The sequence below is a fragment of the Algoriphagus aurantiacus genome (genome assembly GCF_035156405.1).
Taxonomy (GTDB): domain Bacteria; phylum Bacteroidota; class Bacteroidia; order Cytophagales; family Cyclobacteriaceae; genus Algoriphagus; species Algoriphagus aurantiacus.
Map to the genome: position 1 here is coordinate 21,596 of NZ_JAXRUT010000021.1, position 26,476 is coordinate 48,071.

Sequence of the window (26,476 nt, forward strand, 5' to 3'; positions counted from 1 at the left end):
GCCTTGGTAAAGCAATTTATCGAGGTCGTCTTTTTTCACCTCCTATACCAATCTTCCACTTCATCCGCAGCAGTGTCACTGAGTTTGTTATCGTTGCCGGATCCCGAAGTGATCAATTCTGCCAATATGCCTATTCCCACTTCCTGAAGTGAGTGCTTAGAGGTAACCATCCTGCTTAGTCGCATTCCTACATCCAGCAAATTGGCCAAGACAATATTTTCATAAGTAGGCAAATAGCCCAGAAAACATCCCTGCCAGGTTACTCCTACTGCAAAGCGATCATACTCATGCTCCCATTGGCGTAGTCACTTCGCTCATGGCACTGGGTGAAGTTTGCTGACCCTACAATCTGGCCCTAGGCTAAAATCTTCCTCTGGAAGATTTCTTGACGACTTGTCCTGCCAAATATCCTAAGCAATTTGCAATTGGCCTCCTCCCTCACCCCAACCCTTTTCTGAAGAGAGAGGGTGCTTGTTTAGTACTATCACCAAGACTTCAGAATCAAAAGGTATTTGATGGTTTCCGGATTTAAGCCCGGATGGGTGTGATAAAAGTTGGCTGTTCTACCTCACCCCCTGCCCTCTCCTGAAGAGAGAGGGTGATCGGCTCTGGTAACTGATAGTTCTCAATAACTAAAAGACATCAGCAATAAAGGGAATAAAATGATAGGAAAACATACCATGTATAGGGTATATTTCATGAAAACGGGAGGGAATTGAGGGGAATTTGCGGTTTTTGAGGGTGGAAATGAAATTAAAATCTGACACAGCTTATCGTACCTCCTACTTGGTCATTTTCTTTTAGGCCCGAAACAGCAGATATTTGTCACCAAGTCATTCCCTTCACAACATGTACAACTGGGCAGAAATTTGCAGTGAGCTTAAGGATCTGGAGAAACGGGTAGATGCGAAAATAGATGCGATTATTTCTGAGAACGCTAATCCATTTCCCCATGCAAGGATTACTAAGGCTAGGCAAATCGAAACGCTTTCCCGGGCTCTACGGCAGTTTATTGAGATGGAACAGGAAAAGGATGCTACGGTGATCCTGCATATGCTGCGGGATATGGGAGTGAAGCTGAAGGCTATTAGATAGATGAAGACAAGCTATCATAAGTGGGATTGTACTACACTGGCATTTCCCCCACTCCATGCCGCACCTATCTTAAATACTTTGTGGCAGCCGCTCTCCAATCCTGATCGATGAGGCCCATTTATAATTCAGATGATATAATCAGTTTCTTTCCTCCTCCAATTTCTTTTTCAATTGGTTGATTTTGGTTTGATAGTCAGTTGATTCTTCCACACTCCATTCTGATGATATTTCAGTCGCCTTTGCCAATGCAGAGATAGCTTTGGTAAACTCATTACTGCTTTCATATGCTTTGGCCAGTTCGCTTAGAGCTAATGTTGATTTAGGCCGATATTCTACCCAACGTTCAATGACTTCAATTGCTTCTGCCGTTTTGCCTTCTCTTAGTAAATAGGGGCCTATTCTGCTTAGACTATTCCCGCTATTCCAGCGCTCCGCCTTTGGCAATATTTTAAATCCATATTCCATTGAGAGCCCGTCAAAATAATCGTCTATGTTCCTCATTGCATTTCCTGACTCTTCAATGATTTCACTATATTTTGCAAACCATTTTTCTTTAGGGAATAGTAGTCCAAGCGCTTCTTCCAAAGCAGGAAGGGCAACATCGTAGTGTCCTTCATTGGGAAATATCTTCGAAATAAAGTGAAAATCATCCGAACGGTAGGGAGAGAGCCGTTTTTCTAATTCTTCCAAATTTTCTTTTATCATTGGTGAATTGCCATTACCATCTGAGTCAGCGGAAGTAACATATAACCATCCTGTTTTTTTTTGATTATTCCCAAAATCATTAATAATGACATCAATCAGACTTTCGCCTTCACTATATCCCATTCCCAGGATGTCACCGGAGGCGATAGCAATATGCGCATCAAATAGGCCCGGTTCCTTAGTAAAGGCATGTAAAGCATAGGTGGATGTCCCCGAAAGTCCCATTACAATTTTAAAATCATTTGCCCTAAAGTTGTTTTTTAAATAGGGAAAGAGTTCTTGCTTTAAGTGCGCCGTGAATGGGTCTGGATTTTCACCAAACGGTAGTTGTTTCCAATCTTTTGGCCAGAAGTCGCTACCGTTGGTATAAAGCTTTGGGACTTTTGGGCCATCAACTAAACTTACCAAGATGGTTTCGGGCATTCTTTCAACTGAACTTAAATGTTTAATGACTCCTGAAGTCATCAGAAAAAACTCATCCTCAAGGAGTAGAAGCACCGGGTAAGTGTGCTGGGTTGAAGTTTCGTAAAAGCTCTCGGGAAGGAATACATTTATCCTTCTATCTTCATTCAGAAATTTCGAGTGAATTACATCCTGTCGGGCAAAAGTCAATGGGATTGATTCGGCTTTAGTGCTATTCTGTTGGGCTTGAGTAAGGTTACAACTGAAAAGCACTAGTATGATGTAAAAGACGGGGTTCAGTTTCATAGTTTTTGTAATGGGTTACAGCACTGCTGCTGCCCTATTGCGTCTATATTGCGTAGTCAACAGATCTTCGGTGTCTACTGAGAGCAAGTTAATAAATTACCTCACCACTTTCTTAAAGAAAAAGCCCGCACATCTAGCACACTCATTTTGCTATCAGAATCAAAAGGTGCTTGGTGGTTTCCGGGAGTATGTCCAGAAGGGATCATCCCGCAGATCAGACCAGAAATCTCATCTAATTAAGCGACTGCTTATATAGCTTCGGGGTGAAATTCCCCACCTATTGCGATTATACCTTGTTTGCCACCAGTTATTTTTTGCTTTTCGGATATTCTCTCCAAGTATAGCTTTTATGAACTATTTTCCATACTCCTTCGTATTTTAAAAGCAGGAAGTAATCGGTAAAAATTCGCCAGTTAGGAATTATTATTTCTGCCTTTGCAATTGCTGCATTATTTTCATAGTCAATCGAAATTATTCGACCAATTCGATTAGATTTTTCTCCTTTTTTCACATTTGCTATGTATTCCTTACCTGAACGAATCCACAAACTATCACTTGTTATTGTGTATAAATTAAAATCTGGATGAAAAGCCTTTTTTAGTTTATCAGGTTCACCATTTGCCGTACCATTTATATAAAGCATTATGGTTTCTGAAATTTGTTGTATTTCAGATTGATTTTTTTCTTGACAATATGTAGATACAATTACGAAGAAGAAAATTGTTGATAAGATTGATTTTTTCATTTTAAGCGTTTTTATTAATTTTTTAAATTTTCTACAACTTTTTGTGCTACAGATATGGTTGCGGACGGGTCTTGTCCTGTAATAAAGTTTCCATCTATTACATAAAAGTTGTCTCGTTGCTTTTGGGAATACAAAAAGTTACCCCCCGCTTGGCGTAGTCACATTGTTCGTGGTAACTGGGTGGGATTTTTAATTCCACCTGGATATTCTTACCAATTTGCTTTCCTACCTCCTCCCATCCTTCTTCCCGATACGCTTCTGCTCCCGAATCACTTTGTTCTCGGGATTGAAATATCGGGACAGGCTCCCCGCAATACTGCGGGGCAGGCATTTAGGAGAAGGCGATTGGCTCTGCTCCAGATGGGTGTGAAGGATAAGAAGTAGTTTGGTCGTCCTCAGTAACTAAAAGGCTGTGTGCAAGAAAATGAAAAAAATGATACGGGAACATACCATGTATAGGGTATTTTTACTACCTCACCCCTCCCTCTCCTTAAAGAGAGGGCGATCGGCACTACTAAAATGAAACGCATGTTTTACACATAAGGTAAGATGGTATTGTAGAAACAACCGAATCCGTACCAGGCAATCAGTATTCTGATTTAATACTTGATATACAGGTTCGTACACATTCCAGTACCTTAGGTAACTCGGTCAATATCTCTTCATTCTTGAATCTCAGAATGTGGATCGCGTACTCCTTTATGACTGCATCTCTGTTGATGTCATGCTCACGCTGTTCATCGTCATTATGAACTTCACCATCGAGTTCTATCACCAGCCGCAGCTCATGGCAGTAGAAATCGGCTATGTATCTGAAGAACTTGTGCGCCGTGGCGTATCAGATGCTGTCGACGGAATTTGTACCCATCTAACTGTTTGTTTTGGAGATCTTGCCAAAGTATTTCTTCGGCTGGAGTAAGATTTTTCCGAAGCTCTCTAGCTTTTTGATGCGTGGATATTGAAGCTCCGTAAAAGAGGTTGGATGAGTAGGTCATTTACTAGTCAATATAACCGGAAAACTGATTTGAAGTAAATGCTTTATTACTAGCAGAGCTGTGTGCCCTCCCTTAAAGGGGAGGGATAGGGTTGGGTGATTTAAGCCCGGATGGGTGATAAAAGTTGGTGAAGTCTACCTCACCCCTTCCCTCTCCTACAGAGAGAGGGCGATCGGCTGCAGTAACTGATAGTTCTCAATAACTAAAAGATATCAGCAATAAAGGGAATAAAATGATAGGAAACCAGCCCGCAGCCTGGCCTCCCGATACGCTTCGCTATACGGGACAGGCTCTTCGCTAAAAATGTCCACCGGACATTTTCTTTACGTTCGGTCCTCCTGTACAGGGTGTTTTTTGGGGAAATGGGAGGAAATGTGAAGGAAATTGCGGTGTTTTTCGGTTGGTCATCAGAATTACTTGCATCCCATTGTGCCATTTACAGACTAATACAGAAAGTGAGTGACATGATCCTGGTCCAGATCTGCAATGTAGATGATTGGTTTGGCTCCCCTTATCTATCTGTGAAATAGTGTCGTTTGCTTAATCTGGATCATTGATTTAGGGTTTTGAGTTAAGGGATTATAGTTAGCGGGTATCGAGAATATCCGCTAACTATAATCCCATCGATCAAAGGGGGCTATTCATGGCTCGGGACAGGCGATGTCGCTGCTGCCGTTTTTCTCAGTTCATGGTGTTACAATTGGTGCTTTCTTCTAAATTTCTCAAATTTCTTACGTAGCATTTCAACGGCATTTTGCCCTCCTTTACTCTGACCAAATATATTTAGGTTCAGGTATGGTTTCTTGTCGTTCGGTTTGGCGACTAAGATAAAGGCACTTGACGCTCTTTGATCTCCACATCTTTTGTCTCCCCCTGATGTTGAACCTGCTTCTAATGCACTCATTAAAATTTCAGCAATGTTCAATGATTCATTTTGACCCTTTTCCACGGCTTCCATAATTGTTTTCAATGCGCTATCAGAAGTCAAAGTATTACCTTGTACAGAAACGCCACTCTTAGTCAAAGTGCCATTATATTGGTCTGTGGAATTCCCTGTGTATGTACCCGGACTATCAATATATTTAACAGTTACCACCGCATATTGCTGTCTTTCAGGGTCAAAGTCAGGATTTCTTAATGCGAGAATAATTTGCTCAGGTGTTGTTTCGGCGAGAATCATTTCGGCACCCTTTTCCCTTGCCTCAATGTTACTCATTGCCTGAACTATAATTGCTCCCATATTAGGGATAATCTTTCCGATTCCATAACAATTGTAAGTACAGGATGCTCCTGCAATGCCTATTTCATTTGTTTTTGGGTCAATCATGATAATAGACCAAGTTGCAAAAACCTTGGTAGAAAAGAATACAAAACTGATTACCGTAAAAATGGATTTTTTCATTTTTTTGCTTTATAATTTTATTGTCTGACGGCTAACGGTGTTATTTTGTACGGTTGCAGCCAATCGGATCAGGCAAGGGAATTGCCTGGGATAAGGATGGTCGGCGACTTATTTATCCTAGTAGCACAAATCATCCTCAAGAATCTCCTCTGGGTGTAGTCACATCGCTCGTGGTGACTGGGTGGGATTTGTAATTCCACCCTAATGTTTTTTCCAATTTACAATTGGCTTCTACTACCTCACCCCAATCCTTCTTCCCGATACGCTGCGCGATCGGGACAGGCACTTTAGGAGAAGGCGATCGGCTCTGCTCCAGATGGGACTAGGAATAAAGAAGTTGGCTGGTCGTTCCCGAATCGCTTCGCTTCTCGGGATCTTCGATTTCAATAACTAAAAGGCTGTGTGCAAGAAAAAGAATAAAACGATAGGAAACCAGCCCGCAGCCTGGCCCCTTCGCTAAAAATGTCCACCGGACATTTTCTTTACGTTCGGTCCTCCTGTACAGGGTGTTTTTTGGGGAAATGTGGAGAAATGTGAATGAAGTGCGGTGTCAATCATTTTTATATTCAATTCCAAAATGTTGTAAATATTCCTCTATTGGTTGTAATCCAATTTCAGCTCGCCTTTTATTCACATTTTCCGGGTCTAGTATTGGGTACAGTGTCCATGTGTTACTTCCACTCTTCATTATGACTTGGGAGCCAAACTTCTGTTTTTCCCCTCTATCCATCAACATCCTGTCCTCCATTAAAGCGACTAAGCTCCACTGTAAATCGCCCTGATCAGCACTTTCTTTAATTTGAGGAAAATATTTCTCTCTTAAGCTTTTTCCTGCATGCTGTATTACTAGAAATACAGCCTCTACACTTTTATATCCATGTTCTTCAACGGTTGGGAATCCACAATTTTCAATTGTACTCACTACGATTTGCTGATTTTTATAATCAATTTCAAGATTACCCACCGAACCTCCTTGCCGATTTTCCTGATCTGCTTCATAGACAGTTTCCAAAGATTCCTTTATATCAGAACAATCTATACCAATAATGGTGATAGGCTCTTGTTCTTCTATTCCTACTTTTATTTTTTTAATTAATTCCTTATCCTGTTTGGTAGCTTTTCTTATTACTACTTCAATTAACTCATTATTTGAACTTACATAATAGTCTCCAAACAAATCATCAGGATCTATTTTTTGAAGTTCAGTTCTTGAAAGTACATTACCTAAACTATCCTTGAATACTGTGTTTTCAGCTATGAAATTTGATCTGAATCCTTCTAAAATTTCCTCATCAGTTAACTTTCGTAATCCTTCAGGTATATACACACTGCTTTTATAGCAGGAAATCAGAGAGAAGAGGGATAGAATTAAAATTAGACCTGATTTTTTCATTGGTATTTGCTTGAATGGTGGCTAATCGGGCCAGGCGAGGGGATTTTACCCTCACCTTCCCACAGAACTCTCGTAAAACGGGACAGGTATGTAAATCGCTTTCTACTAAAAGTACTTAGGTTGAACCAATTTACAATGGTCGAATAAGATAGATAGAAGCTCAAGATAGTTTGATAGTTATTCCGGCAAGCCGCCATCGGAGGGCCCACCTATTGATTCCCCAATAGTCCTCCATCCATTTCAAAGCATTCGACCTACTTTTAAGGTCGATTCAAGTCACACACGGTTCTCAGCTATACGCAGGCAGGGCATCTTACCTCTGAACTTCATTCGAAGAACTGAACTTTAAATATTCCACCTACCTGTCCTACGAAGCCAGTGCTTTGCTTTCTTTCGGAGTGTGTATGCCAGTTATCGCCTAGCATTGTACTTGATATTGATTTCATTTGTCCAGAGTTCAAATACTTTCGATTAACTGTTCTAATTTCGATAAGACAACAATTTATATTTACCTCATACTTGAGTGTGGAAATTCTATATATCGCAAAAATCCATACGCAACTTAACTTTCTCAAGTTTATTCCAAATATTAACTCCAAATTCCTGAGGTGAAAATCTAAAAACAATAAATGCTTTTTTATTTTTCTCGCAATTAAAATATTCAGCAGTAACATTTAATGTCATACTCGTTTTTGTGACAAGAGCATCAAATGTTTTCAGCTTACCAATATACTTAGTGACATTACTAGAGGTTTCCTTTTTGAAAAACAAAGCCACTGAACTTTGATAATTCATTAAACCATTAAAATACATTTCAATGTTGCTTTCCAAAGTACCTGTAGTTAAATCCATTGGATTATTTATGCTCCAAACAAAAACATACGACCAAAAATCACTGCTGTCTTTATAAGCCCAAAACTCTGGAAATCGGGCATCTTCAAAACCCTCGAATTTAATTTCAGGAGCAAAGGGAATTGGAAAATGAAAAATTTCTTGATTCCAAGTGCTATCAGTCTCCAACAAATTGAAATTACCTTTGTCTTGTCCAAATAGCACCATCGACTGCATTATGAACGCTATAACTAAAATACTATTTTTCATTTTTACTAATCAGTTTGAACGTATGTTCCTTCACAGCATCTATCCTTTTCAAATAATCGTCCACACTTTGTGTTACATAAATATCAGGTAGTATTCCAGTTTCGTCAGGAAGAGAGGTTGCCATTGATTCGTGTGTGTTATCGGCAACAGTATAGATCAACTTAGTATGTGAAAGTCTAAATGTTTTTCCACCAGCAGAACAAAATTGATTAGATCCCAATTCTTCTCCGATAATTGTCCCAAGATTAAGCACCTTTACAATGGACATAAAATGTCCTGTGGTGGAGTTACCTACCCCGTCTATTAAAAAATAAAGGTTCCCATCATACCTGCTTTTATAAGGACCAACACTTTCTTCTCCTTCTATTTTTTCCTTTTTACCCTCGAACTGAGCATTTGAATAATAGATAAACGGCTTATCAACTAAATACCTTAACAAGTGAATACTAGCCGATTGAGAGCCACCACCATTATTTCGAACATCAATAATAAGGTTCTTACTTTTTCTTGAGTTGATTTCTACAAAGCTGCTGTCAATGAAATCCTTAAAATACTCATAACTATTTCTGACTTTATAATAATTGAATGAACCAATTGTTAACAAGGCAGTTTTGCCATTTTCTAAAAATTCCAAACATAAATCCTTCTCGCAGTTCTGAATTGATGGGTCTTTAGGTAGTATTCTTTTTTCCTGAGCTTTGTTCAATACGATTGGCTTTGAACTTCCACTTAGAGTGATGGTATAGGAATCAGGGAAATCCATTGCATAAGGAATAAAACAGGTTGACCATACATTGAACAAGTGCCTTTTAGTTGTTTCTATGTATCCCTGTGAAGGTAAATGCTTATATATTTCTGTTAATACATCAATTGTTGGCTCTCCGTTTATACTTGTGATTTCGGCTTTCATTTTTACTTTACTTCCATTGTTCATCGGATCAATGACAAATAATTGGTCGTTGATCCAGCGAGTTTGCATTGGAAAACTTAATTCTACAGGCAACATTTCCAGTTCTTGATAAAAGCCGCTTACTGATGTGTGCGAACAGTTAACGCTGGCAATTATTTCATCGCAATGCCACATGAATTCAGCGTAAGTTGTTCCTTCTGTAATTACCTTTTTCTTTTCTTCAATAAGATTTCGGAAGTTTTTTTCAGAAATGAATTTGAAAACATTTGGATGAGTGGCTGTTATTTTGGTTGCCAGTTGATCTAAATCCTCTCGATACGCTTCTGTTTCATACACTTTTGAAAACTTCTCCGCTGGATTTTCAGGTTTTTGTTTCGGGTCAAGTATGTACGCTATTTGATCCTCGGCATTGAAGTTATCGGGGTTTAGTTCAAGTGACTTTTTGTAATTTATCAAAGCCTGATTTTTGTCGCCCATTTTAAGACATATTTCTCCGTAACTATCATACGCATTTGATGAATTAGGGAATTCTGAAACTATCATTTTAAAGATCAAAAAGGCATCCTGCTCTTCATTATTCCAAAGCAATTGGTAGCCATAAAAATTTAATGCATCTTCATTTTCAAAATCATAAGTAGTTGGACTTTCTCTTTTTAGTTTATAGAATAGGCCAATTCTTTCGTTCATTGACAGATGTTCATTTTCCTTAAATACTTGAACGATTGACAACTTTTCGTTTTGATTTGAAATTGTGTCAAATTCTACAGCAGGAATTTGCCTTTCGGTTTTGACACCACACGCAATAAGCGTCATGAATGTTAAAATGATACTCGCTAATTGGATGTTAAATTTCATGTTGTATGTGTTTTTTTTGAGGAACATCCAAATGTACCTTTTCTTCATACTGTCAATTCAATTTCATAACAACAGAAGAAGTCAGATAAGGATTATCAAAATCAACAATGTCGCCAGCATTTTTTTCCGGAATTGGAAATAATCTTGCCGATAACGCTTTGTTGAAATATTTAATCGATAAAGATGCTACATCTCTGTATATTCCTTCAATCGTTTCTTTCGTGATATCTCCCGCAACAGGAATAACATCTAAACCCGTTCCTGAAACAGACGAGAACAACAACAATTCCTCAACAGTATAGTTATCTTCCATTGCTCTTTTCGCCAAAACCATATCCTCAATTATAGGAAGCATCAGTCCTGAATAACCACAAGATTTTACGTCTAAACTTTTGATGACCTTTGTAATTATTGAGCAAGCACTCAAAGTAGTCGGACTGCCAAATGGTTTGCCTGTTAAAGTCTCAATTGCTTGTCCAATACTTGCATCTAATCCAGGTGCAGGTGATGTATCAATTCCGTCATAGTTCCAATCAGAAGTTTGTAGAGTTTGACTTAAAATTTGAATCGGGTTAAATTGTTTGTTCAATTCGTTTTTTAGATTGGCTTCTGCATTCTCCCAATCAGATTTTTCAAATACTTTAGTGATGAGATTGGGATATTCCAATCCAATAGCAAAACTGTTTTTTCCTTTATGATATGCGGCGGGAAAAAAGGGTATTCCGTCTGGACAATTTGCGGAAGCAGTAAATCTAAAATTCGCTTCGCCACCCTTACTGTTCTTGGATAGTGCAAGACAAATTTCAGATGCTGTTTTTATTGTTTTATGATGTATTCCGAGACTTTCTGAAGAAATAGGAACACTAAAATTTATGTTAGAAGTCTCTTTAATCAATTCAACTGTCCAGTCAGCAAGGTTTTCATCATATTGATTACCAGATATAAGTTCGCCAATAGCTAAATCAATACTGTTTTCAATCAATACTTTATCAATCTTTTTCAGTTTTTGTAAGGTTTGTTTTGTTGGGCTTCCTGAAATTAACTCGTGCAAATTTTGAGTTGAAATCCTTACTGATTGAACTTCATAACCATTATCTGTAAATACTTTTTTGGATTTTTCTAAAAATGCAATTGCCTTTTCTATTGAATTTAAATCATCAAGATTTTCTAAAGTTATACCTGCTGTTATTGTCCTAATTCTAAAATCAAAAGTTTGATTTGGCTTATCAGCACTAATAAATAAAAGTGAAATAATTGAAAGGAATAATAATTTAGTTATGTTCATAATTTTGGTTTTTCAGCTTGGTGCCAATTTTGCGCTATGAAATGTTGGGGTTTTCGGAGCCACTCCTGTATCCGCCGAGCCAAACCAAACAGGAAGCACTGGTCTTGCATAACCACTTTACCCCCCAATATTTTATAGCGTGTTGTTGCAACTGCCTTTATTTGTTTAGCTGAAGGAATAAAACCTTACTTGCCTTACTCCATTTCGTCAATAATCTTTTGTAAGGCTTTTTTATAGTAATCAAGATTTGGGTCATTGTTTTTGATTGCTACATCTACAGCTTTTTGATAACTCAATAACGAAGCATTCAAATCTCCGCTTATTTTCAAAGCTTCTCCATAGCTATCAAATACATTTGGTGAGTTGGGAAAAAGTATTGTATTTGATTCTAGAATACATAAAGCAATTTTCGGCTTATTAAAGTCCATTAAATATTGGTAACCTAAGTTATTGATATCCCATTCACCGAAAAGACTTGCATTCACCAATTTTGTTATACTGCTTCTTATATTAGTCTCTGATGTTCCTTTCTCGTATTGATCAAGATACGTGTTTAGTTCTTTATGTAACCTGATATAGTTTTCTAGTTTACTTTTTCTTCGATCTTCTGCTGCCTTTTTAGCTAGTGCATTTACTTTTTCAAATGTTTCTTCTTTTGTTGTCTTGATTTCTGGTACAACACCTGTATTTTCCCAGCTTGTATTCGTAATTGGGTTAATAGCCCGACCTGTAGGTATAAAAACACCAAGATCTTTATTAATCATTCTTGTTCCTCCTGGATTCGCAGCACCTGCAGACGTTTGTCCAATTAAAATTGCTCTTTTCTGAGTTTGCATATTATATGAGAATTCTTCTGCACCAGAGAATGTTTCTTCACCTATGACAATAAATAAAGGCACATCAGCCATTTTTCTCCCACCAACTTCCTCTAAAGTCCAATATTCTTCTGTTCTATCTCCTTCTCTATAATACAGACTATTTAAATGTAACTTTTGATCAAAGAAATAGCTGCATAGATATTGAACCATATGAGGGCTGCCGCCACCATTTTTACTTAAATCAATAATAACCGCATCTGCTTGGGACATTAATTTCATATAGGCATCTGCAATCTCTTTAGCTCTGTCCATCTCTGCAAATCCTCTAATATCTAAATATGCTACATTCCCTTCCAATAATTTCAATTCTCGAAAACCATGATTATAGGTTCGGTAATTATTGATCTGATCCATCCGCATTTCTGCCTTTCTTTCTAGAGAGTTTTCTGGAACTTCAAAAGGTTTGTTTGCCATTATGCGCATATGTTTATCCTTGTTGACACTTTGGACTTCCTTTGTGAGCGCTTCTGCAAATGATTGATTGTCTTTATATTGATTAAAAAACCCAGCTTCAACTTGAGTATTTAGATGAATACTAGTTTTTTTGGCCACATCAGGATAGATATAAAAATCGTTTATCAAAATCGATAGTTTTTCAATCACTTCTTTTTTATACTCATTGGTCAAAATCATTTCTTGACCAATTAAAGTTTGAGTTAACATTACAAACAAGATTATTAAAGAGCACTTACTGTATATATTTTTCATAAAAAGGCTAAATTTTGATTCAAAATAATTAATGGTTCTTTTCTTTGGTTGTTGCTAACGTAAAGAGTTTTAAACGCATTCCGGCAAAAAAACACCCATTATCCAATAACCTCACCCGGATTGCGGTTAAAACTGTGTTGGACAAAGCCGTTTTCACCTATGGACTTTTAATGGGTCTATAATTTTTTACTTTCATGGAATACCTGCAGTTCTTTCCGACCTATCTGCCAGGAATAGGTTCATTTCCCCACAACACCTGCCCGGAGTAGACATAGATATCCACGGAATTCCCTGCATCCCAAGATAATAGATTGAAGCTTTTCAAAGCACCGTAATTATTGTTCGTTAAAATCGATTTTATGTTGCTTCAAGAATTCTTTAATTATATCTACGTGTATACATTGTCCCAAATTTTTTGATTATTAATGTTATCAAATCCGTGTAAAATGAAAGCAATCAACCTTCCGTTTTCAAAAGCACCAGCCGATAAATTAAGATCAATTTTGTCAACTATCATCTTTGAGGTTAATTGTTCCTCTGTTAGTTTAAAAGGGAGGAAATAGTCGTAAAATGACTCGTTAAAAGCGTTTAAAATGCTTTTTTTATCTATTCTCTCTAAAGTTTTTAGTTTCATTTAACATTTCTTAATTAAAACAATGGCTACGACTCAAATGTCGATGTCATTTGTTAGGTACTAAAACGTATATCTGTTTTTCCGAATCATCATCAAATGCTTCTTCCTCAAAGCTTCCAAACTTATGAACGATATTAAATCCAGTCCACTCTAGATATGAATCCAATTCTTTTGGAAAAAACAATCTCATATCCATATTTTGAATTGAATGGAATTTACCATTTATAAAATAATGCCATTCTATACGATTAATCTGGGTTGAGCTTTCATAGCGCATTGCTTGCTTAATCAATACTTCCCTTCCATCGTCTGTTGTATATTCTGCAATTACATTCTGTTCTTTTTCGCTTTCAACAACAAATTGAATGTTTGGATTAAAGCAATCTAACACAAATGAACCTCCGTCTTTAAGATGACTTTTAACACCCTTAAAGACCTTAAATAAATCTTCATTTCTGTATAAATGATGAATTGAATTAAACGGAATGAGAATAAGGTCAAATTTTTCTTGCAAGTTTAATGTTCTAATGTCTGCTTCAATGAAATTAATATCTAATCCAACTTCTGATGCTTTTACCTTTGCTCGTTCAAGCATTGATGAAGTGTAATCTACACCACAAATGTTGTATCCATCCTTTGCAATTGGCAGTGTTAGTCTGCCTGTTCCACAGCAAAGTTCAAGTATTTTAGCATCGTTATTTTTTGGAAGCCACTTTTTGTAAAATTGCAAATCAGATAGGAAGGTATTTAACCCATCATAAATAGTTGCGTCATAAATCAAATCGCCTACCTTGTAATCGCTATTCATCTTGCTATTCAAATTCTATTTTATTGTAAAATCTTATTTAAGTGTGCTTTAATTACAGCTAACGCTTGGGCTAAAAACTGTGGCGAATTAATAATTCTTTACTTTCCGCCCTTGCTAAAGATAGCAAAAAGCGAGAATATTTCAATTTTCTGCAAACTCGCCATTGTTCATAGACTCGTGTTGTGCCCCGTTTTCTTCAGTCTCCTGCTTTAAACTTCTCAGTTTGTTAATAGCGAAAATGACAAACATTACGACCAGAATCTGAATCGTCATAGGCGGCAGATTAAGGCCCGTGAAATGTTCAAATAAGTTCATAGCCCTGAGTTTGACAGAAATTAGTAAAATGAGGCAGATGAAAATCACACTACCAATGAAAGCATAGAGGTGCCACACTGGAATACGAGCAGGTCGCGGTTTTTCTATGCGCTCCATCAGTTGATCCGAAAAGTCATCGGAAGTTTTCGCGATGCTTTCCATTATTAATTTTCGTGTTACTTCATCGTTGTTACTCATACAGATGTTTTTTTTCCGCGCCCAAAATTTGATCTATGTTCGAATGAAACGAAGTGCGTGCTCTATGCAGAAGCACTTTCACATTTGATACACTCAATTCTGTGATATCCGCTATTTCATTGGTATTCTGTTCTCCTAAGTAGAATAGACGAAGCACCAATGCTTCATTTGGCTTTAAGGTATTTAAAACTCTATTGATGAAATCCTTTCGTTCATTAGATTTTGTCAAATCGAAACTATCTTCATTAGAAGTAATATTAAGGTCATTTTTCTCAAAAGTGTTCTTAAAGTTATTCTTGTTGCGCTTAAGGGCTGTATAACATGTGTTAACTACAATGCGATAAAGCCAGGTGGAAAATGATGACTTAAAATCAAATTTGTGCAAATTTTTGAACACCCTGATAAATGCATCCTGAAGCACATCCTGAGCCTCATCGTGGTTTTTCAAAATAGAATAGGCAAGAGACAAAGATTTATCTTTATACGCATCTGCGAGAACTTTGAATCTTGAAGTATCTCCTGCGACTATCTGTTTTACTATCTCAAATTCTTGATCGTCATTATTTTTTTTCAAAACGAGCACGAATAAAATGAGCTGCCATCAAACCAATGCCTCCACATGAAAATAGCGTGGCATACACTAAAAAATAAAATGTATCCTCGGGCAACATCATGGTGGTGAAAATGGAAGAAATCCCAAACCCTATTCCCAGACTCAATACAATACAGCCGATCTCCATAAAGGTGTACTTCTTCTTTCTTTCATTTGGGTTGAATCCCCTCTCAATCGCAGCTTTTTTTATCCCATAGTTGTACTTGGCCAGAATGAATATGATGAGCGTGACCGAGCTTCCAATTATCAGCAACTGCATAATGATCTCTAAATCGTTCATGATTTTTATTTTAGTATGTTACTATTTCTAGATGTGTGTAAATCTGATCCCTATTTTACTTTTTCAAGCCACAGTTCTCGTACAAGACCCGATGTTACTTTAATCCCTGCTATGTTTTGTGAAGGATCACGGACAACTTCAATATCCCTAAACGGGTCTTCTCCCTTCAGGAAATCCGGTGAAATTATCTTTAAGGTGATGTCACTCTTTCTTTGATGCTTTGCCAGGAGTACCCCACTGTCTAAAACAAATGAGTAGTAGACGTTCAGCTCATCGCTATAGTAAGTGCCGGCATATTCTTTCAGGTCCGCTTGTTTCGAATTGACCAAACTCGTTTTGGGTGCTTCCATAGTTTTACCGTCTTTTTTGAGTATCAACCGGTAAACCTGACCAAGAGAATCACTTTCAAAGGAGATTCTCGAATTCAGTGTTGGAATCTCGAATTCAGATACTGTTATCGGAATTAAATCATGGTTCTCTTTTTTGCCAGTAATAGTGGCCTTCAAAAAATTGCCCTGCAAGTTAATCATGATTGCTAGAGCCTTTTTTATTTCATAGGTGCCAATATATTCACGCATATTGGCTTCAGGGGTGACAATAGTTTCCTGTTCATACTGTGTCTCAGCCTTAACAAGTTTCGGAGCGATCATCTCAACCCCATCCTTTTTTATAGTTAATTGATCTATTTGCCCAGAGGCGTTTCGATTAAATATTATGATGCTTTCCAGAGAAGGAATTTCAAAAATCGAATCTTCCATCGGGTTCACATCGTGAACATCGTTTTTGCCAAAAATTTGTGCTTTTAGTTGGTTCTCGGATGTCCAAATATTTAATACAAAGCCTTTTTTTATTTCATAGCGACCTTCAAATTCTTCCAAATTGAGTTGAAGATCATCGGTGCTACTGAGATAAATATCAGCAATTTGCATGGCGGTTTTTTCCGGATTAAATGATCCCAAATTACTCAATACAATAACGCTTAGGTTGTCATTGGGAAAGCGCCCAATATACGATTTATAACCTCCGTCAGATCCTGGGTGATAGATCAATACCCTGCCTTTATAAGTAGATATTCCAAGCCCGAAAGCATAATCTGTTTTCTTACCACTATTTAGAATTCCTGCTTTATGAATATTGTTAATTATCGATTGGTTTCCGACTTCAATTGTTTCAAAGTTTTTAACCCAAAGTGCAAGGTCCTCTGCTGTCGTCAGGAGATTCGTGGCGCCTACGGTGGAGTTGCTCAATATTTCCTTTTGATATCCTTCTTTTTGTGTAGCGTAGGACAAAGCCTTATTTTTAACGATCATTTTATAATCATCGCAGAAGAAAGTATTGTTCATTCCAAGAGGAGAAAAGATGTTTTCAGATGTCCATTTGGTGAATTTCTTTTTTGTAATTACTTCTACAATCTTTGCCAGCAATGTGTAGTTGGTATTGCTATATTGAAATTCCGAGCCTGGCTCAAAATTGAGAGCTTTTTGACTATATATAATCGTTAAGAGTTGATCTTCCGTGATTACATCATCAGGTCTCCATCCTGCCAGCTTCAATAATTCCCACTGGTCTCTCAAGCCACTTGTATGATGGATGAGGTGGCCGATCGAAATCTTATAGCCCAAATCCGGAAATTCAGGAAGGTATTGCCTGATGTCATCTTCGAATGACAGTTGTTCCCGGCTCTCTAACAATGCAATTGAAAAAGCTGTGAATTGCTTGGAAATCGAAGCCACATTAAATTTTGTATTTGCGGAAATAGGTATGTCATATTCCAGGTTTGCCAATCCATATCCTTTTGAAAATACAACTTTCTGTTCCTTTACGACTACTACGGAAGCGCCTGGCGACACTTGAAGATTCATTTGCTCGAAAAGTTGGTCGATTTTTTTTTCTTCATCGGAACTTTTGGAATTTTGATCAATAGGTCCTTTAATAGGCGCAGTGGTCCAGCCCGATAAAAGGTTAGAGGTAAGAATAATAAAACCTAATACTAAATACCTATTGCGTTTTTTATTTAGCTTTTTCATCTTGTTTTATTTATACCTTTTGAAGTTCTTTTTTGTGAATCACAGGCATTAGACTCACCATCATCATCAAAAGGTTACAAAATGATTCAACTATTGCAGTTTGAATTTTGAATTAACTCAGTAGGTTATTCTCAATGTGGCACAACGGTTGGGTGTATGAGCAGTAGCCGAACACAGAACTTAATTAGAAGTAAAAACTTAAATATTAACAACTGCAATAGTTTGAAACGCCTAACGGCTATTGCTTATACACTTTGTGTGTGCCTTGAATGGTGAATATAGGTCAAAGCGATGACTGAGAGACCTAATCTAATCCCCTAATAAAGCATCAGAAAACGAAAGATTGAAATTAAAGACAAACTCATTTAGCACCTAGCATACTAGAAGTTCGGCCTTAATATTAGGATCATCAAACTAAATTTTTCAATCCAAATTCAGCCAATTTATCTATTATCGGCAAAGTCTTCAATCCTAATTCAGTCAGACTATACTCGACTTTCGGTGGAATTTCGGGATAGACTTTTTTGCTTACTAATTTATTTTTAACTAGCATATTTAATTCTTGTATTAGCATTTTTTCGCTGATTCCCACGACTGCTCTTTTCAGTTCGCCATATCGCATCACATTTTCGTTGATTTGAAACAAAATCATCAGTGTCCATTTACCACTTAGCAGGGTCAAAGATGCTCTTACGGGACATCTTTCGTCACAAGCTGGATTTATTTTTACTTTTTTTCCCATTGATAATCAATTATTCTAACCATTTGGTAAGTACTTTACTAACAGGTAAGTACTTGTACAAAAGTAAGTAAGGCTATACTTTTGTGTAAATAGTTTTAAAATAAATAAGAAATATGTTACAAGTAGAAAGTAACAAGCAAATAGCTCTAACGGCTATCAAAGAATTTTCGGTGATTTAGATGTCACTGGTGTTGATGAATTTATAGGTAAAGATTTCATACAGCACAATCCAACACTTCCAGACGGTCCAGAGGGTGTTAAAGCTGTTGTCCAGATGCGAAAAAATGTCAATGCAAAAAATTACTTTATGACTTTTGAACCTTTATTCAGTGATTTGAACGAACTCGACTTAACCAATATAAACTAGATAGTTATTGGAACAGAAACAGGAAACCGCAAAGGAAAGATAAGCGCTCAAAAGAATGGGTTCTTAATATCGTAAATCAAGCCAAAGCAAGAAATATTCCTGTTTTTATGAAAGACACTTTACTTGATATAGTAGGGGAAATAAATATGCTTCAAGAATTACCTTTTAATAATTGAAAATCAAAATAATAGAAAAATGAAAATTTTACTATTCCATCCTATAGGCTTTCAGTCCTATAACAATAATGTCAATCTATTGAAGAGTTTTTTTAACCAGAGCATCTTGCGATTTTTACTTTACGGCATTTTTTTCTTTTTATCATCGGGATTTTTAAAGGCACAAGTACTTCCCAAACCTGATTCTCCATTTCATGGAAAGATTGATATAGATCCAAAACAATCTACTCCCGATTGGCCTGAGTTGATTAAGGCTCCCGAAGGTGCCCCTAACATAGTACTCATCATGCTTGACGATGTGGGGTTTTCTGCCACTTCGACTTTCGGGGGGGTGACTTCTACACCTGTCTTTGATCAATTGGCTTCAGAGGGTTTACGCTACAACCGCTTCCATGGAACACCCATGTGTTCGCCCACCAGGGCAGCGCTCCTCTCAGGGCGAAATAGTCATCAGATGGGGTTCGGTAGAATACCTGAACTGGCAGCAGGCTATCCAGGATATAATTCTATCTGGCCAAAGTCAGCGGCAAGTATGGCCGAAATCCTGAAATTGAACGGTTACGGTACTGCGGCATTTGGGAAATGGCATAACACCCCGGTATGGGAAGCGACGCCTTCTGGACCGTTTGATCGTTGGCCCATTGGATTAGGATTCGAGTACTTTTATGGCTTTATCGGTTACGGATCAAGTCAATGGGAGCCTAACCTCTTTCGCAATACTATTCCGGTATCTGCGTCGGGGAGTCCAAAAGAGGGCTATAATCTTACCACTGATTTGATTGATGATGCAATTGTGTGGGTTGACCGTTTAAGTGCTACTTCACCGGCCAAACCATTCTTCTTGTATTTTGCTGCCCCGGCAACACATTCTCCGTTTCATGCCCCCCAGGAGTGGGTAGAGAAATATAAAGGTAAGTTTGACGAAGGTTGGGATAAATTACGTGATGAAACTTTCCAACGTCAGAAGAAACTCGGGATTATTCCCCAAAATGCAGTACTAAACCCACGCCCCGAAGAACTTGCAGCATGGGAGTCGCTTAGTGCTGAGCAGAAAAAGCTTCTCGCCAGGCAAATGGAAGTGTATGCTGCCTACATTGCACAAACGGACTTTGAAATAGGCAGACTTCTGGATGCCCTCAAGGATGCCGGCAAAATGGAAAATACGATCGTCATTTATATTGCGGACGACAATGGCCCTACCACTGAAGGCGGAGTTGATGGCAGGGATGCCTTAACGGTACAAGGACAAAATCAGTCTCTTGAAGATCGTTTGAGTCAACTTGACGCAATGGGTAGCGAAGCATTTGACAATGCACCCGCTGCGGCATGGGCATGGGCAAGCAACTCGCCATTTAAAGGTGCAAAAACAGTTGCATCAGACTTGGGTGGGGTCCGCCTTCCAATGGTCGTTTCTTGGCCCGGTCAAATCAGCCGTGCGGGAGAAGTGAGCTCTGAATTTATCCATATCTCGGATATTGCCCCAACTATATTTGAGATTGCTGGCATTCAGGCACCCAGTGTCGTTCATGGGGTTGAGCAGATGCCGCTTGAAGGAAAGAGTTTTTCTTATACTTTTCAGCGCTCGGAGGAGCGCCCTCGAATCCAATACTTCGAGATATTTGGCAGTCGTGGTATCTATAAGGACGGATGGTGGGCCGGTTCACCAAAAGGTTCCATATGGAATCAGGGACCTGCTGCCCCGATTCTTCCAGCGGAAGAGCGCACCTGGGAATTATACAATCTCGATAAAGACTACAGCCAGGCTTATGACGTGTCAAAGCAATATCCGGAAAAACTCCAGGAATTGAAGGCGCTTTTTGACTCAGAAGCGAAACGCAACAACGTCTACCCACTGGAACCGGAATTTTTCGGTTCTCAACCCTCCCTTAAAACAGGACGTAACCAATTTGTTTATCACGAAGGCAGCCAGCGAATTCCACCCGCAGCAGCTCCTTCACTGGCGGGAAAATCACACAATATCACTGCAGAGGTTATAATCCCAGATTCAGGTGCGGAAGGCGTTATTGTTGCACAAGGTGGGCGGCATGGCGGATTCACTTTATACATTAAGAATGACCGCTTAGTGTACGAAACCAGTGCCTACGGGCAATTGTCCGGTAGCCTTGAATCATCCATGACCTTATCTCCGGGCAAACTACAAGTGGTGGTTGAAGTCACACCTATTCCGAATGATGAAACCCCCAATGGTTTTCGGAGATCTCATCCTATGAAGGCACGCTTGATCATCAACGGTAAAATAGACCGTGAAATTTCAATAAGGACGGCTTCGGATAATGACACATTAGATATTGGCAGTGACTTGGTTTCTCCAGTAAGCCCAAAATATGATTCTCCGTTTGAGTTTACCGGGAAAATCGAATCTGTAACCATAGACTTGCTTTAAACACTTATCATTTTAATAAAAATTTAAGAGAGTCTGAATTAATTAATAATAAAATATGAAAATTTTAGTATTCGGAGCCACAGGCTCACAACAATTCAATGTAATAGGAGAGGCAACAAAAAAAGGTGCAGAAGTAATTGCTGCTACAAGTTCTGAAAAAAGTTTTGAGAAATTAGAACAAGCAGGCGCAACACCTATTTTAGCAAATTTAAGTGACGCAGACAAAATGTTGGAGATTACCAAAGGTATTGATGCTATTGCTTTTATGATTCCCGTTTCTTTGCCTAATCCTTTAGACGGTTTGCAGTATTCCAAAAATGTGATTGATGCAGCCAAAGCAAACGGAGTAAAAAAAATAGTTTGGAATACCAGTGCTTGGATAGAATCACAGAAGATAGGTTCACTTATAGATGATGTAAGAATAGACGTTAAAGATTATTTGAAAAATAGCGGAGTGGATTATGTAATCATAGAACCTACTATTTATATGGAAAATATGATGGGGGCTTTTTGCGCACCGTTTATTACAAATGAAAAAAAATTGGCCTACCCTACACCAGAAGCAATGCCGATAGGCTGGATAGCTTCCAGAGATGTAAGTGCATTTGTGGTGGAAGCTATTTACAATCCAGAGTTAAAATCTGATACTTTCAAAATCAGTGGTCTGGACAATCTCAAAGGAAATGATTTGGCTGAACAGTTTTCAAAAGGTGTAGAAGAAGAAATAGTGTATTATCCACAGCAACCGAAAGAATTGGGTGATATATTAAAACCATTTGTAGGAGAAGCTGGAGCAACAAGCGTTGCATCCTATTACGAAAGTTTTCAGAATGCAACTGAATACCCATCAAAATTCAATCCTGACATGAGTGAAGTATTAGAAAAACTTCCTGTCAAAATGACTTCTTTATCAGAATGGGCAAAAAATAACAAAGCCTATTTTATTAAATAACCCCTTATTTATGGAAGCAAAAGAAATTGTAGCGGCTTACTTTGAAGCCTTATCAAAAGGGGAACTGGAAAAAGCATTTACAAACTTTACACCAGGAACTAAATGGTTTCAGCCAGGAAATAATAAATTTTCTGGATTGAAAAACAATCTTGCTGAAATCTACAAAATGCTGGAAGGCATCATGGCCGACACAGCTGGTAATATGGTTGCAAAACCAAATGGAGCAATGTTGGAAAGCGGGAATATGATTGCAGTTCCTATTTGGTTTACTGCCAAAAAAGAAACAAAAACAATGGATCTTGGGGGAATGGATTTGTTTGAAGTGAAAGATGGAAAGATCGTTCACGTTTGGACATTTTCAGATGACCAATCCGTTGATGATGAATTCTTTGGAAAGTAATAAAGTATTTAAACGAAGAGTATCAGCAAAAGCAATTGAAACTATATTATTCGTTTTCTCTTTATATTCAATACATATTTATCGGTCAGATTCCATATAAATAATTGTTCGAGATTAAAACAAATAACTTAAATTCAAAAAGACATGACACCACTAGAAGTAGTAGATGCGTATAATATAGCCCTTTCAAAAGAAGACATTCCTACAGTATTCTCCTATTTTAGCCCTGATGCAAATTGGCATCAGCCTGGAAACAATCAGTTTTATGGAACAAAAAAAGGTTTAGATGCAATTGGTACAATGCTTTCTGATATGATGGGAGCAACTCAAGGTACTTTAGTAATTAAACCCACTGGAGCGATGATGGCAAATGGCAACTTAGTATCTTTTCCTGTACGATTTAGCGGAAAAAGTGGCGACAAAACAGTTGACATGAACGGTGTTGATTTGTTTGAAGTTGTCGATGGTAAAATAACCAATGTATGGTTATTTTCAGAAGATCAACCGGAAGAAGATAAGTTTTGGAGTTAATTTGATCACGCCAATATAAGACGATTAGTTAGGTCACTAAAAGCGAAAATATAAATCTGGAAACCAAGTGGCACCTAATCCTAAAGGAGTATTCAATGCCCCTTTAACGGTTTGTATTCTTCCGCCGAGTCTATATGAAGCTTCTAAAATAATACAATTTACACCTCTTTTGAGAAAAAAAACGCTAGAGTAAGACCACTTAAACCATCGCCAACTATAATTATATTTTCATTCTTTTTCATTAGGATAAACTACTATTTTAACAAAAAAAAAGACAGGTTGATGCTATATAACCTGTCTTTTTTTATTAAGATGAAAACTTTATGCTTTTAGAAATTCTTCTGTACTTTTAATTTCAGCATAGAAAAATTCAAGTGCAGCTAAAAAGGCATGATGTACATCATCCGCTTTAACTGTTTTTCCGTTGATTTCTAAATCCCTTGATGCACAAGTATCTCCGATAACCGTACATTTATAACCAAAATCGAATGCTGCTCTTGTCGTTGCATCTACACACATATGCGTCATCATTCCAGTAATCACTACTTCTGTGATATCATTTTCTTTCAAATAATCCAAAAGTCCAGTTTCTCTAAAACTATTTGGATAATTTTTTTGAAAAACTTTTTCTCCGTCAAGCGGTTTTACATTTTCATGAATTTCAATACCTTTTGTTCCTTCCACAAAAATTGGCATTGCTTCAGGATTAGCTGATACGTGTTGGATATGGGCAATCGGTAAATTTTTGGCTCTAAAATGCTCCAATACCTTACCTGCATTTACACTTGCTTCTACAGGATTTACTAATGGAATGTTTCCACCTTCAAAATAATCGTTTTGGATATCGATGATAATTAATGCTTTCTTGCTCATAATTTTTTATTTAGATATTAATATTCAAAGCTACTCTTTCACTAAAAATAAAAGGCTACCAAATCCTAGTGAATAAATACCATTTTGATAACTTAACAAAAGTCGGATAGTTTTAATCTTAATTATTAGGCATATTATAGGCATCTGCAATCAATTTCGCAGAATGCAACATCCCTTCGGGGGAATATCCCAAGTTGGCTATCATCATTTCATCTGCTCCTGAAGCCTTTTGAAATTGATTCAATCGACTTACTAATCGATCAGCCGTACCTTGTATTATTTTTTCGTTCCAGCTTTCCAATACATAGCTATCATAATCACTGTAAACATAATTTTTCAAATCTTCCGGAGATGGAATAACGTAGGACTGACTGCTCATCATACGCAACATACTATGGGAGAAAGAAAGAGTTTGTGTCTTAGCTTCTTGTTCACTATCTGCTGCAAATACAGAAAAACAGGCTATAGTATGTGGTTTAGAAAGAACTTCAGACGGTTTAAAATTTTTCCTGTAATGATCAAATGCCACCAACAAATTTTCTGGAGCTAATTGTGCTGCGAAAGCAAACGGCAATCCAAGTTTGCCAGCCAATTGTGCAGAATACCCTGAAGAACCCAATAGCCATAAAGACGGACTATCAAAAGATCTCGGTATTCCATTTTCACGATCTTGTCCCGGTCCAGGAACCGCAAATACTTTATCTTTATAAGGATGTCCTATTGGAAAATCATCATCCAAAAAATGCATCAATTCCGCTACCTGGGCAGGGAAGTCTTCAGTTCCCACAAGGTTACGACGTAGTGCTTGTGCTGTGAGCCCACTTGTACCTGGAGCTCGTCCTATTCCTAAATCTATTCGCCCAGGAGCCATTGCCTGAAGCATACCAAATTGTTCGGCAATTACCAAAGGAGGAAAATTAGACAGCATCATTCCACCAGAACCCAATCGTATCTGTTTGGTTTCACTAATAAGTCTAGAAAGCAACATAGCAGGTGACGAAGTGGAAACACCTGGCATAGCGTGGTGTTCGGCCACCCAGTATCGGGCAAACCCTCGTTGATCTGACAATTTTGCTATCTCAATACTGTTGTTGATGCCTTCAGTTGCAGAATACCCTTTTCCAGTGGTTGCAACATCCAGAATCGATAAAGGTACTGGAGCATTTCCTTGTTTAAAAACAGACGGAAAAGAGCTTGGTTTATTTTTTGAACTATTTGTGCTGATATCTTTCATAATTTCTACTTTAATTATGGCACAAAATTATTTTATAAAAAAAGAGGATAGCCTACCAAAGAACAGTTAATAACTACCGTTTTGATAATCAATTAAAAATTCACTTGTTGTTACACTTGTTTGTGTTTTAAAAAAACGCATCAAATGATTGGGTTCAGAAAAATTCAATTCGTGAGCAATTTCGGCAACGGTAAATTCTGAATGGATAAGATAATTTTTGATTTCAAAAAGTAAACGTTGCTTAAGCAAATGAGTTGCAGTGACATTAAAATGCTTTTTGACTGCTTTATTTAGCGTAATTCTACTGACATGCAATATATCAGTATAGAATTCAATTCGTTGTTGCGTTGTAATGTGTTTTTCTAAAAGTTGTTTAAATTGAAAAGCATAATTGCCTTCGGTTTTATCTAATGAAAGTTGGTATTCTTGTGCATATTGTCGATTTATTTTTTGTAATAAATAATAAACCAAAGAACGAATAATATGTACACTATCCGATTTAGTAATTACCAATTCTGTTTTAATTTCTTTGAGCAACTCACAATATCTTGTAATCATTTCCATTGAAGCAGAAAAACACAATGGGTATTCCAACTGATAAAAATACAGCAAACGATAGGTAAATAATTTATCTTCGAAAAAGTCGTTCAAAAATTCTTCTTGAAATACGAGAACGGTAAAATTAAGATTATTGGGTTCTAATTTCCATTGTCGCTTTTGGAATGGCGAAATAAAAACGATGATATTATCCGAAATTTCAATTATCTGCTGGTTTAAAACTAAAGTTCCTCTACCCTTTTTGAATACAATAATTTCAAAATAATCTGTACTATATGCTTCTGAATCAATATAACTATCTTTAACTTCTTCAGATGGCAATACGTTTAAAAGAAAGTCAACTCCGCAGTCTGTTTTATGGAATTTAAGTATTTTCATAACTATTTCTTGTCCGGAAGTTATTTTTTGCCAATTGAAATAAGCAACGTTCTAAAATCAACCAAAGTTTAGATTTAAAGGCAGAAACCGACATTTGCTTTAATAGCTTCAGCATAGAACAGCTTTACATCCACTACGGTCCCAGCAGTTTCTCCCGAGCTAATGGTCACTATTCCCAGCACCTGTTTGCCCTTGACAGTAGCATC

Annotated in this window: 26 protein-coding genes and 1 pseudogene; 5 read left to right on the plus strand and 22 right to left on the minus strand. The window is 37.5% G+C overall.

Features of this window, described 5'->3' with window-relative positions; all coding sequences use genetic code 11:
- Positions 1 to 35: 35 nt before the first annotated feature.
- Positions 36 to 281, minus strand: a pseudogene (locus SYJ56_RS18630) (hypothetical protein); the annotation flags it as partial.
- A gap of 568 nt (positions 282 to 849) precedes the next feature.
- On the opposite strand from SYJ56_RS18630, the gene SYJ56_RS18635 reads away from it, so the two are divergent.
- Entirely contained in the window at positions 850 to 1,095 is a 246-nt protein-coding gene (locus tag SYJ56_RS18635) for a hypothetical protein (RefSeq protein ID WP_323836763.1), read from the plus strand.
- A 138-nt stretch (positions 1,096 to 1,233) separates the two neighbouring features.
- On the opposite strand, the gene SYJ56_RS18640 is transcribed toward SYJ56_RS18635, so the two are convergent.
- The 17 genes from SYJ56_RS18640 to SYJ56_RS18715 all read right to left on the minus strand — a co-directional run bounded on the left by SYJ56_RS18640 (position 1,234) and on the right by SYJ56_RS18715 (position 18,397).
- On the minus strand, positions 1,234 to 2,508 hold the full coding sequence (locus tag SYJ56_RS18640; RefSeq protein WP_323836765.1) for an alpha/beta hydrolase-fold protein: 1,275 nt from the start codon (positions 2,506 to 2,508) through the stop codon (positions 1,234 to 1,236).
- A 307-nt stretch (positions 2,509 to 2,815) separates the two neighbouring features.
- Positions 2,816 to 3,253 (minus strand): nuclear transport factor 2 family protein, encoded by a 438-nt coding sequence (locus SYJ56_RS18645; RefSeq protein ID WP_323836767.1) that lies wholly within the window; start codon positions 3,251 to 3,253, stop codon positions 2,816 to 2,818.
- Positions 3,254 to 3,839: 586 nt separating this feature from the next.
- Entirely contained in the window at positions 3,840 to 4,028 is a 189-nt protein-coding gene (locus SYJ56_RS25945) for an endonuclease domain-containing protein (protein ID WP_416377813.1), read from the minus strand.
- A 10-nt stretch (positions 4,029 to 4,038) separates the two neighbouring features.
- Entirely contained in the window at positions 4,039 to 4,248 is a 210-nt protein-coding gene (locus SYJ56_RS25950; protein WP_416377814.1) for a DUF559 domain-containing protein, read from the minus strand.
- Between the two features lie 694 nt (positions 4,249 to 4,942).
- Positions 4,943 to 5,650 (minus strand): DUF1028 domain-containing protein, encoded by a 708-nt coding sequence (locus SYJ56_RS18655; RefSeq protein ID WP_323836770.1) that lies wholly within the window; start codon positions 5,648 to 5,650, stop codon positions 4,943 to 4,945.
- A 550-nt stretch (positions 5,651 to 6,200) separates the two neighbouring features.
- Positions 6,201 to 7,043, minus strand: coding sequence for a DUF6624 domain-containing protein (locus SYJ56_RS18660; protein WP_323836772.1), 843 nt, complete (start codon positions 7,041 to 7,043; stop codon positions 6,201 to 6,203).
- Between the two features lie 534 nt (positions 7,044 to 7,577).
- On the minus strand, positions 7,578 to 8,144 hold the full coding sequence (locus tag SYJ56_RS18665; protein ID WP_323836774.1) for a hypothetical protein: 567 nt from the start codon (positions 8,142 to 8,144) through the stop codon (positions 7,578 to 7,580).
- On the minus strand, positions 8,134 to 9,909 hold the full coding sequence (locus tag SYJ56_RS18670; RefSeq protein WP_323836776.1) for a S41 family peptidase: 1,776 nt from the start codon (positions 9,907 to 9,909) through the stop codon (positions 8,134 to 8,136). Before SYJ56_RS18670 ends, SYJ56_RS18665 begins: the two co-directional genes overlap by 11 nt.
- Positions 9,910 to 9,961: 52 nt before the next feature.
- Complete coding sequence (locus SYJ56_RS18675; protein WP_323836778.1) at positions 9,962 to 11,194, minus strand: DUF711 family protein; 1,233 nt, start codon at positions 11,192 to 11,194, stop codon at positions 9,962 to 9,964.
- A gap of 194 nt (positions 11,195 to 11,388) precedes the next feature.
- Positions 11,389 to 12,735 carry a S41 family peptidase gene (locus tag SYJ56_RS18680; protein WP_323836780.1) on the minus strand — a complete coding sequence of 449 codons (1,347 nt, stop codon included), beginning with the start codon at positions 12,733 to 12,735 and terminating at the stop codon, positions 11,389 to 11,391.
- Positions 12,736 to 13,168: 433 nt separating this feature from the next.
- Positions 13,169 to 13,414: a hypothetical protein gene (locus tag SYJ56_RS18685; RefSeq protein ID WP_323836782.1), complete on the minus strand. Its 246-nt coding sequence runs from the start codon at positions 13,412 to 13,414 to the stop codon at positions 13,169 to 13,171.
- Positions 13,415 to 13,460: 46 nt separating this feature from the next.
- Positions 13,461 to 14,222, minus strand: coding sequence for a class I SAM-dependent methyltransferase (locus tag SYJ56_RS18690; RefSeq protein WP_323836783.1), 762 nt, complete (start codon positions 14,220 to 14,222; stop codon positions 13,461 to 13,463).
- A gap of 141 nt (positions 14,223 to 14,363) precedes the next feature.
- Entirely contained in the window at positions 14,364 to 14,735 is a 372-nt protein-coding gene (locus SYJ56_RS18695; protein ID WP_323836784.1) for a hypothetical protein, read from the minus strand.
- Positions 14,728 to 15,309 (minus strand): RNA polymerase sigma factor, encoded by a 582-nt coding sequence (locus tag SYJ56_RS18700; RefSeq protein ID WP_323836786.1) that lies wholly within the window; start codon positions 15,307 to 15,309, stop codon positions 14,728 to 14,730. The genes SYJ56_RS18695 and SYJ56_RS18700 overlap by 8 nt, the downstream gene beginning before the upstream one ends.
- Entirely contained in the window at positions 15,296 to 15,628 is a 333-nt protein-coding gene (locus tag SYJ56_RS18705) for a hypothetical protein (protein ID WP_323836789.1), read from the minus strand. Before SYJ56_RS18705 ends, SYJ56_RS18700 begins: the two co-directional genes overlap by 14 nt.
- Positions 15,629 to 15,678: 50 nt before the next feature.
- Positions 15,679 to 17,655, minus strand: a complete 1,977-nt coding sequence (locus SYJ56_RS18710; protein WP_323836791.1) for a serine hydrolase domain-containing protein — start codon at positions 17,653 to 17,655, stop codon at positions 15,679 to 15,681.
- Positions 17,656 to 18,064: 409 nt separating this feature from the next.
- Entirely contained in the window at positions 18,065 to 18,397 is a 333-nt protein-coding gene (locus SYJ56_RS18715) for a winged helix-turn-helix transcriptional regulator (protein WP_323836793.1), read from the minus strand.
- Positions 18,398 to 18,959: 562 nt separating this feature from the next.
- Between SYJ56_RS18715 and SYJ56_RS18720 the strand changes: the two genes are divergently transcribed.
- The 4 genes from SYJ56_RS18720 (at position 18,960) to SYJ56_RS18735 (ending at position 23,227) form a co-directional block, all read left to right on the plus strand.
- On the plus strand, positions 18,960 to 21,344 hold the full coding sequence (locus tag SYJ56_RS18720) for an arylsulfatase (RefSeq protein WP_323836795.1): 2,385 nt from the start codon (positions 18,960 to 18,962) through the stop codon (positions 21,342 to 21,344).
- A gap of 55 nt (positions 21,345 to 21,399) precedes the next feature.
- Positions 21,400 to 22,296, plus strand: a complete 897-nt coding sequence (locus SYJ56_RS18725) for an SDR family oxidoreductase (RefSeq protein ID WP_323836797.1) — start codon at positions 21,400 to 21,402, stop codon at positions 22,294 to 22,296.
- A 10-nt stretch (positions 22,297 to 22,306) separates the two neighbouring features.
- The gene (locus tag SYJ56_RS18730; RefSeq protein WP_323836799.1) at positions 22,307 to 22,696 is read left to right on the plus strand and encodes a nuclear transport factor 2 family protein; all 390 of its coding nucleotides are present in this window, start codon (positions 22,307 to 22,309) and stop codon (positions 22,694 to 22,696) included.
- Between the two features lie 144 nt (positions 22,697 to 22,840).
- On the plus strand, positions 22,841 to 23,227 hold the full coding sequence (locus tag SYJ56_RS18735; protein WP_323836801.1) for a nuclear transport factor 2 family protein: 387 nt from the start codon (positions 22,841 to 22,843) through the stop codon (positions 23,225 to 23,227).
- A gap of 36 nt (positions 23,228 to 23,263) precedes the next feature.
- Here SYJ56_RS18735 and SYJ56_RS18740 read toward each other — a convergent pair whose 3' ends face one another.
- The 4 genes from SYJ56_RS18740 to SYJ56_RS18755 all read right to left on the minus strand — a co-directional run bounded on the left by SYJ56_RS18740 (position 23,264) and on the right by SYJ56_RS18755 (position 26,270).
- Positions 23,264 to 23,380: an FAD-dependent oxidoreductase gene (locus SYJ56_RS18740; protein ID WP_323836884.1), complete on the minus strand. Its 117-nt coding sequence runs from the start codon at positions 23,378 to 23,380 to the stop codon at positions 23,264 to 23,266.
- 168 nt (positions 23,381 to 23,548) lie between these two features.
- Positions 23,549 to 24,100: a cysteine hydrolase family protein gene (locus SYJ56_RS18745; RefSeq protein ID WP_323836803.1), complete on the minus strand. Its 552-nt coding sequence runs from the start codon at positions 24,098 to 24,100 to the stop codon at positions 23,549 to 23,551.
- 118 nt (positions 24,101 to 24,218) lie between these two features.
- The gene (locus SYJ56_RS18750; RefSeq protein WP_323836805.1) at positions 24,219 to 25,334 is read right to left on the minus strand and encodes an LLM class flavin-dependent oxidoreductase; all 1,116 of its coding nucleotides are present in this window, start codon (positions 25,332 to 25,334) and stop codon (positions 24,219 to 24,221) included.
- A 66-nt stretch (positions 25,335 to 25,400) separates the two neighbouring features.
- Positions 25,401 to 26,270 (minus strand): AraC family transcriptional regulator, encoded by an 870-nt coding sequence (locus SYJ56_RS18755; protein ID WP_323836807.1) that lies wholly within the window; start codon positions 26,268 to 26,270, stop codon positions 25,401 to 25,403.
- Between the last annotated feature and the right edge of the window lie 206 nt (positions 26,271 to 26,476).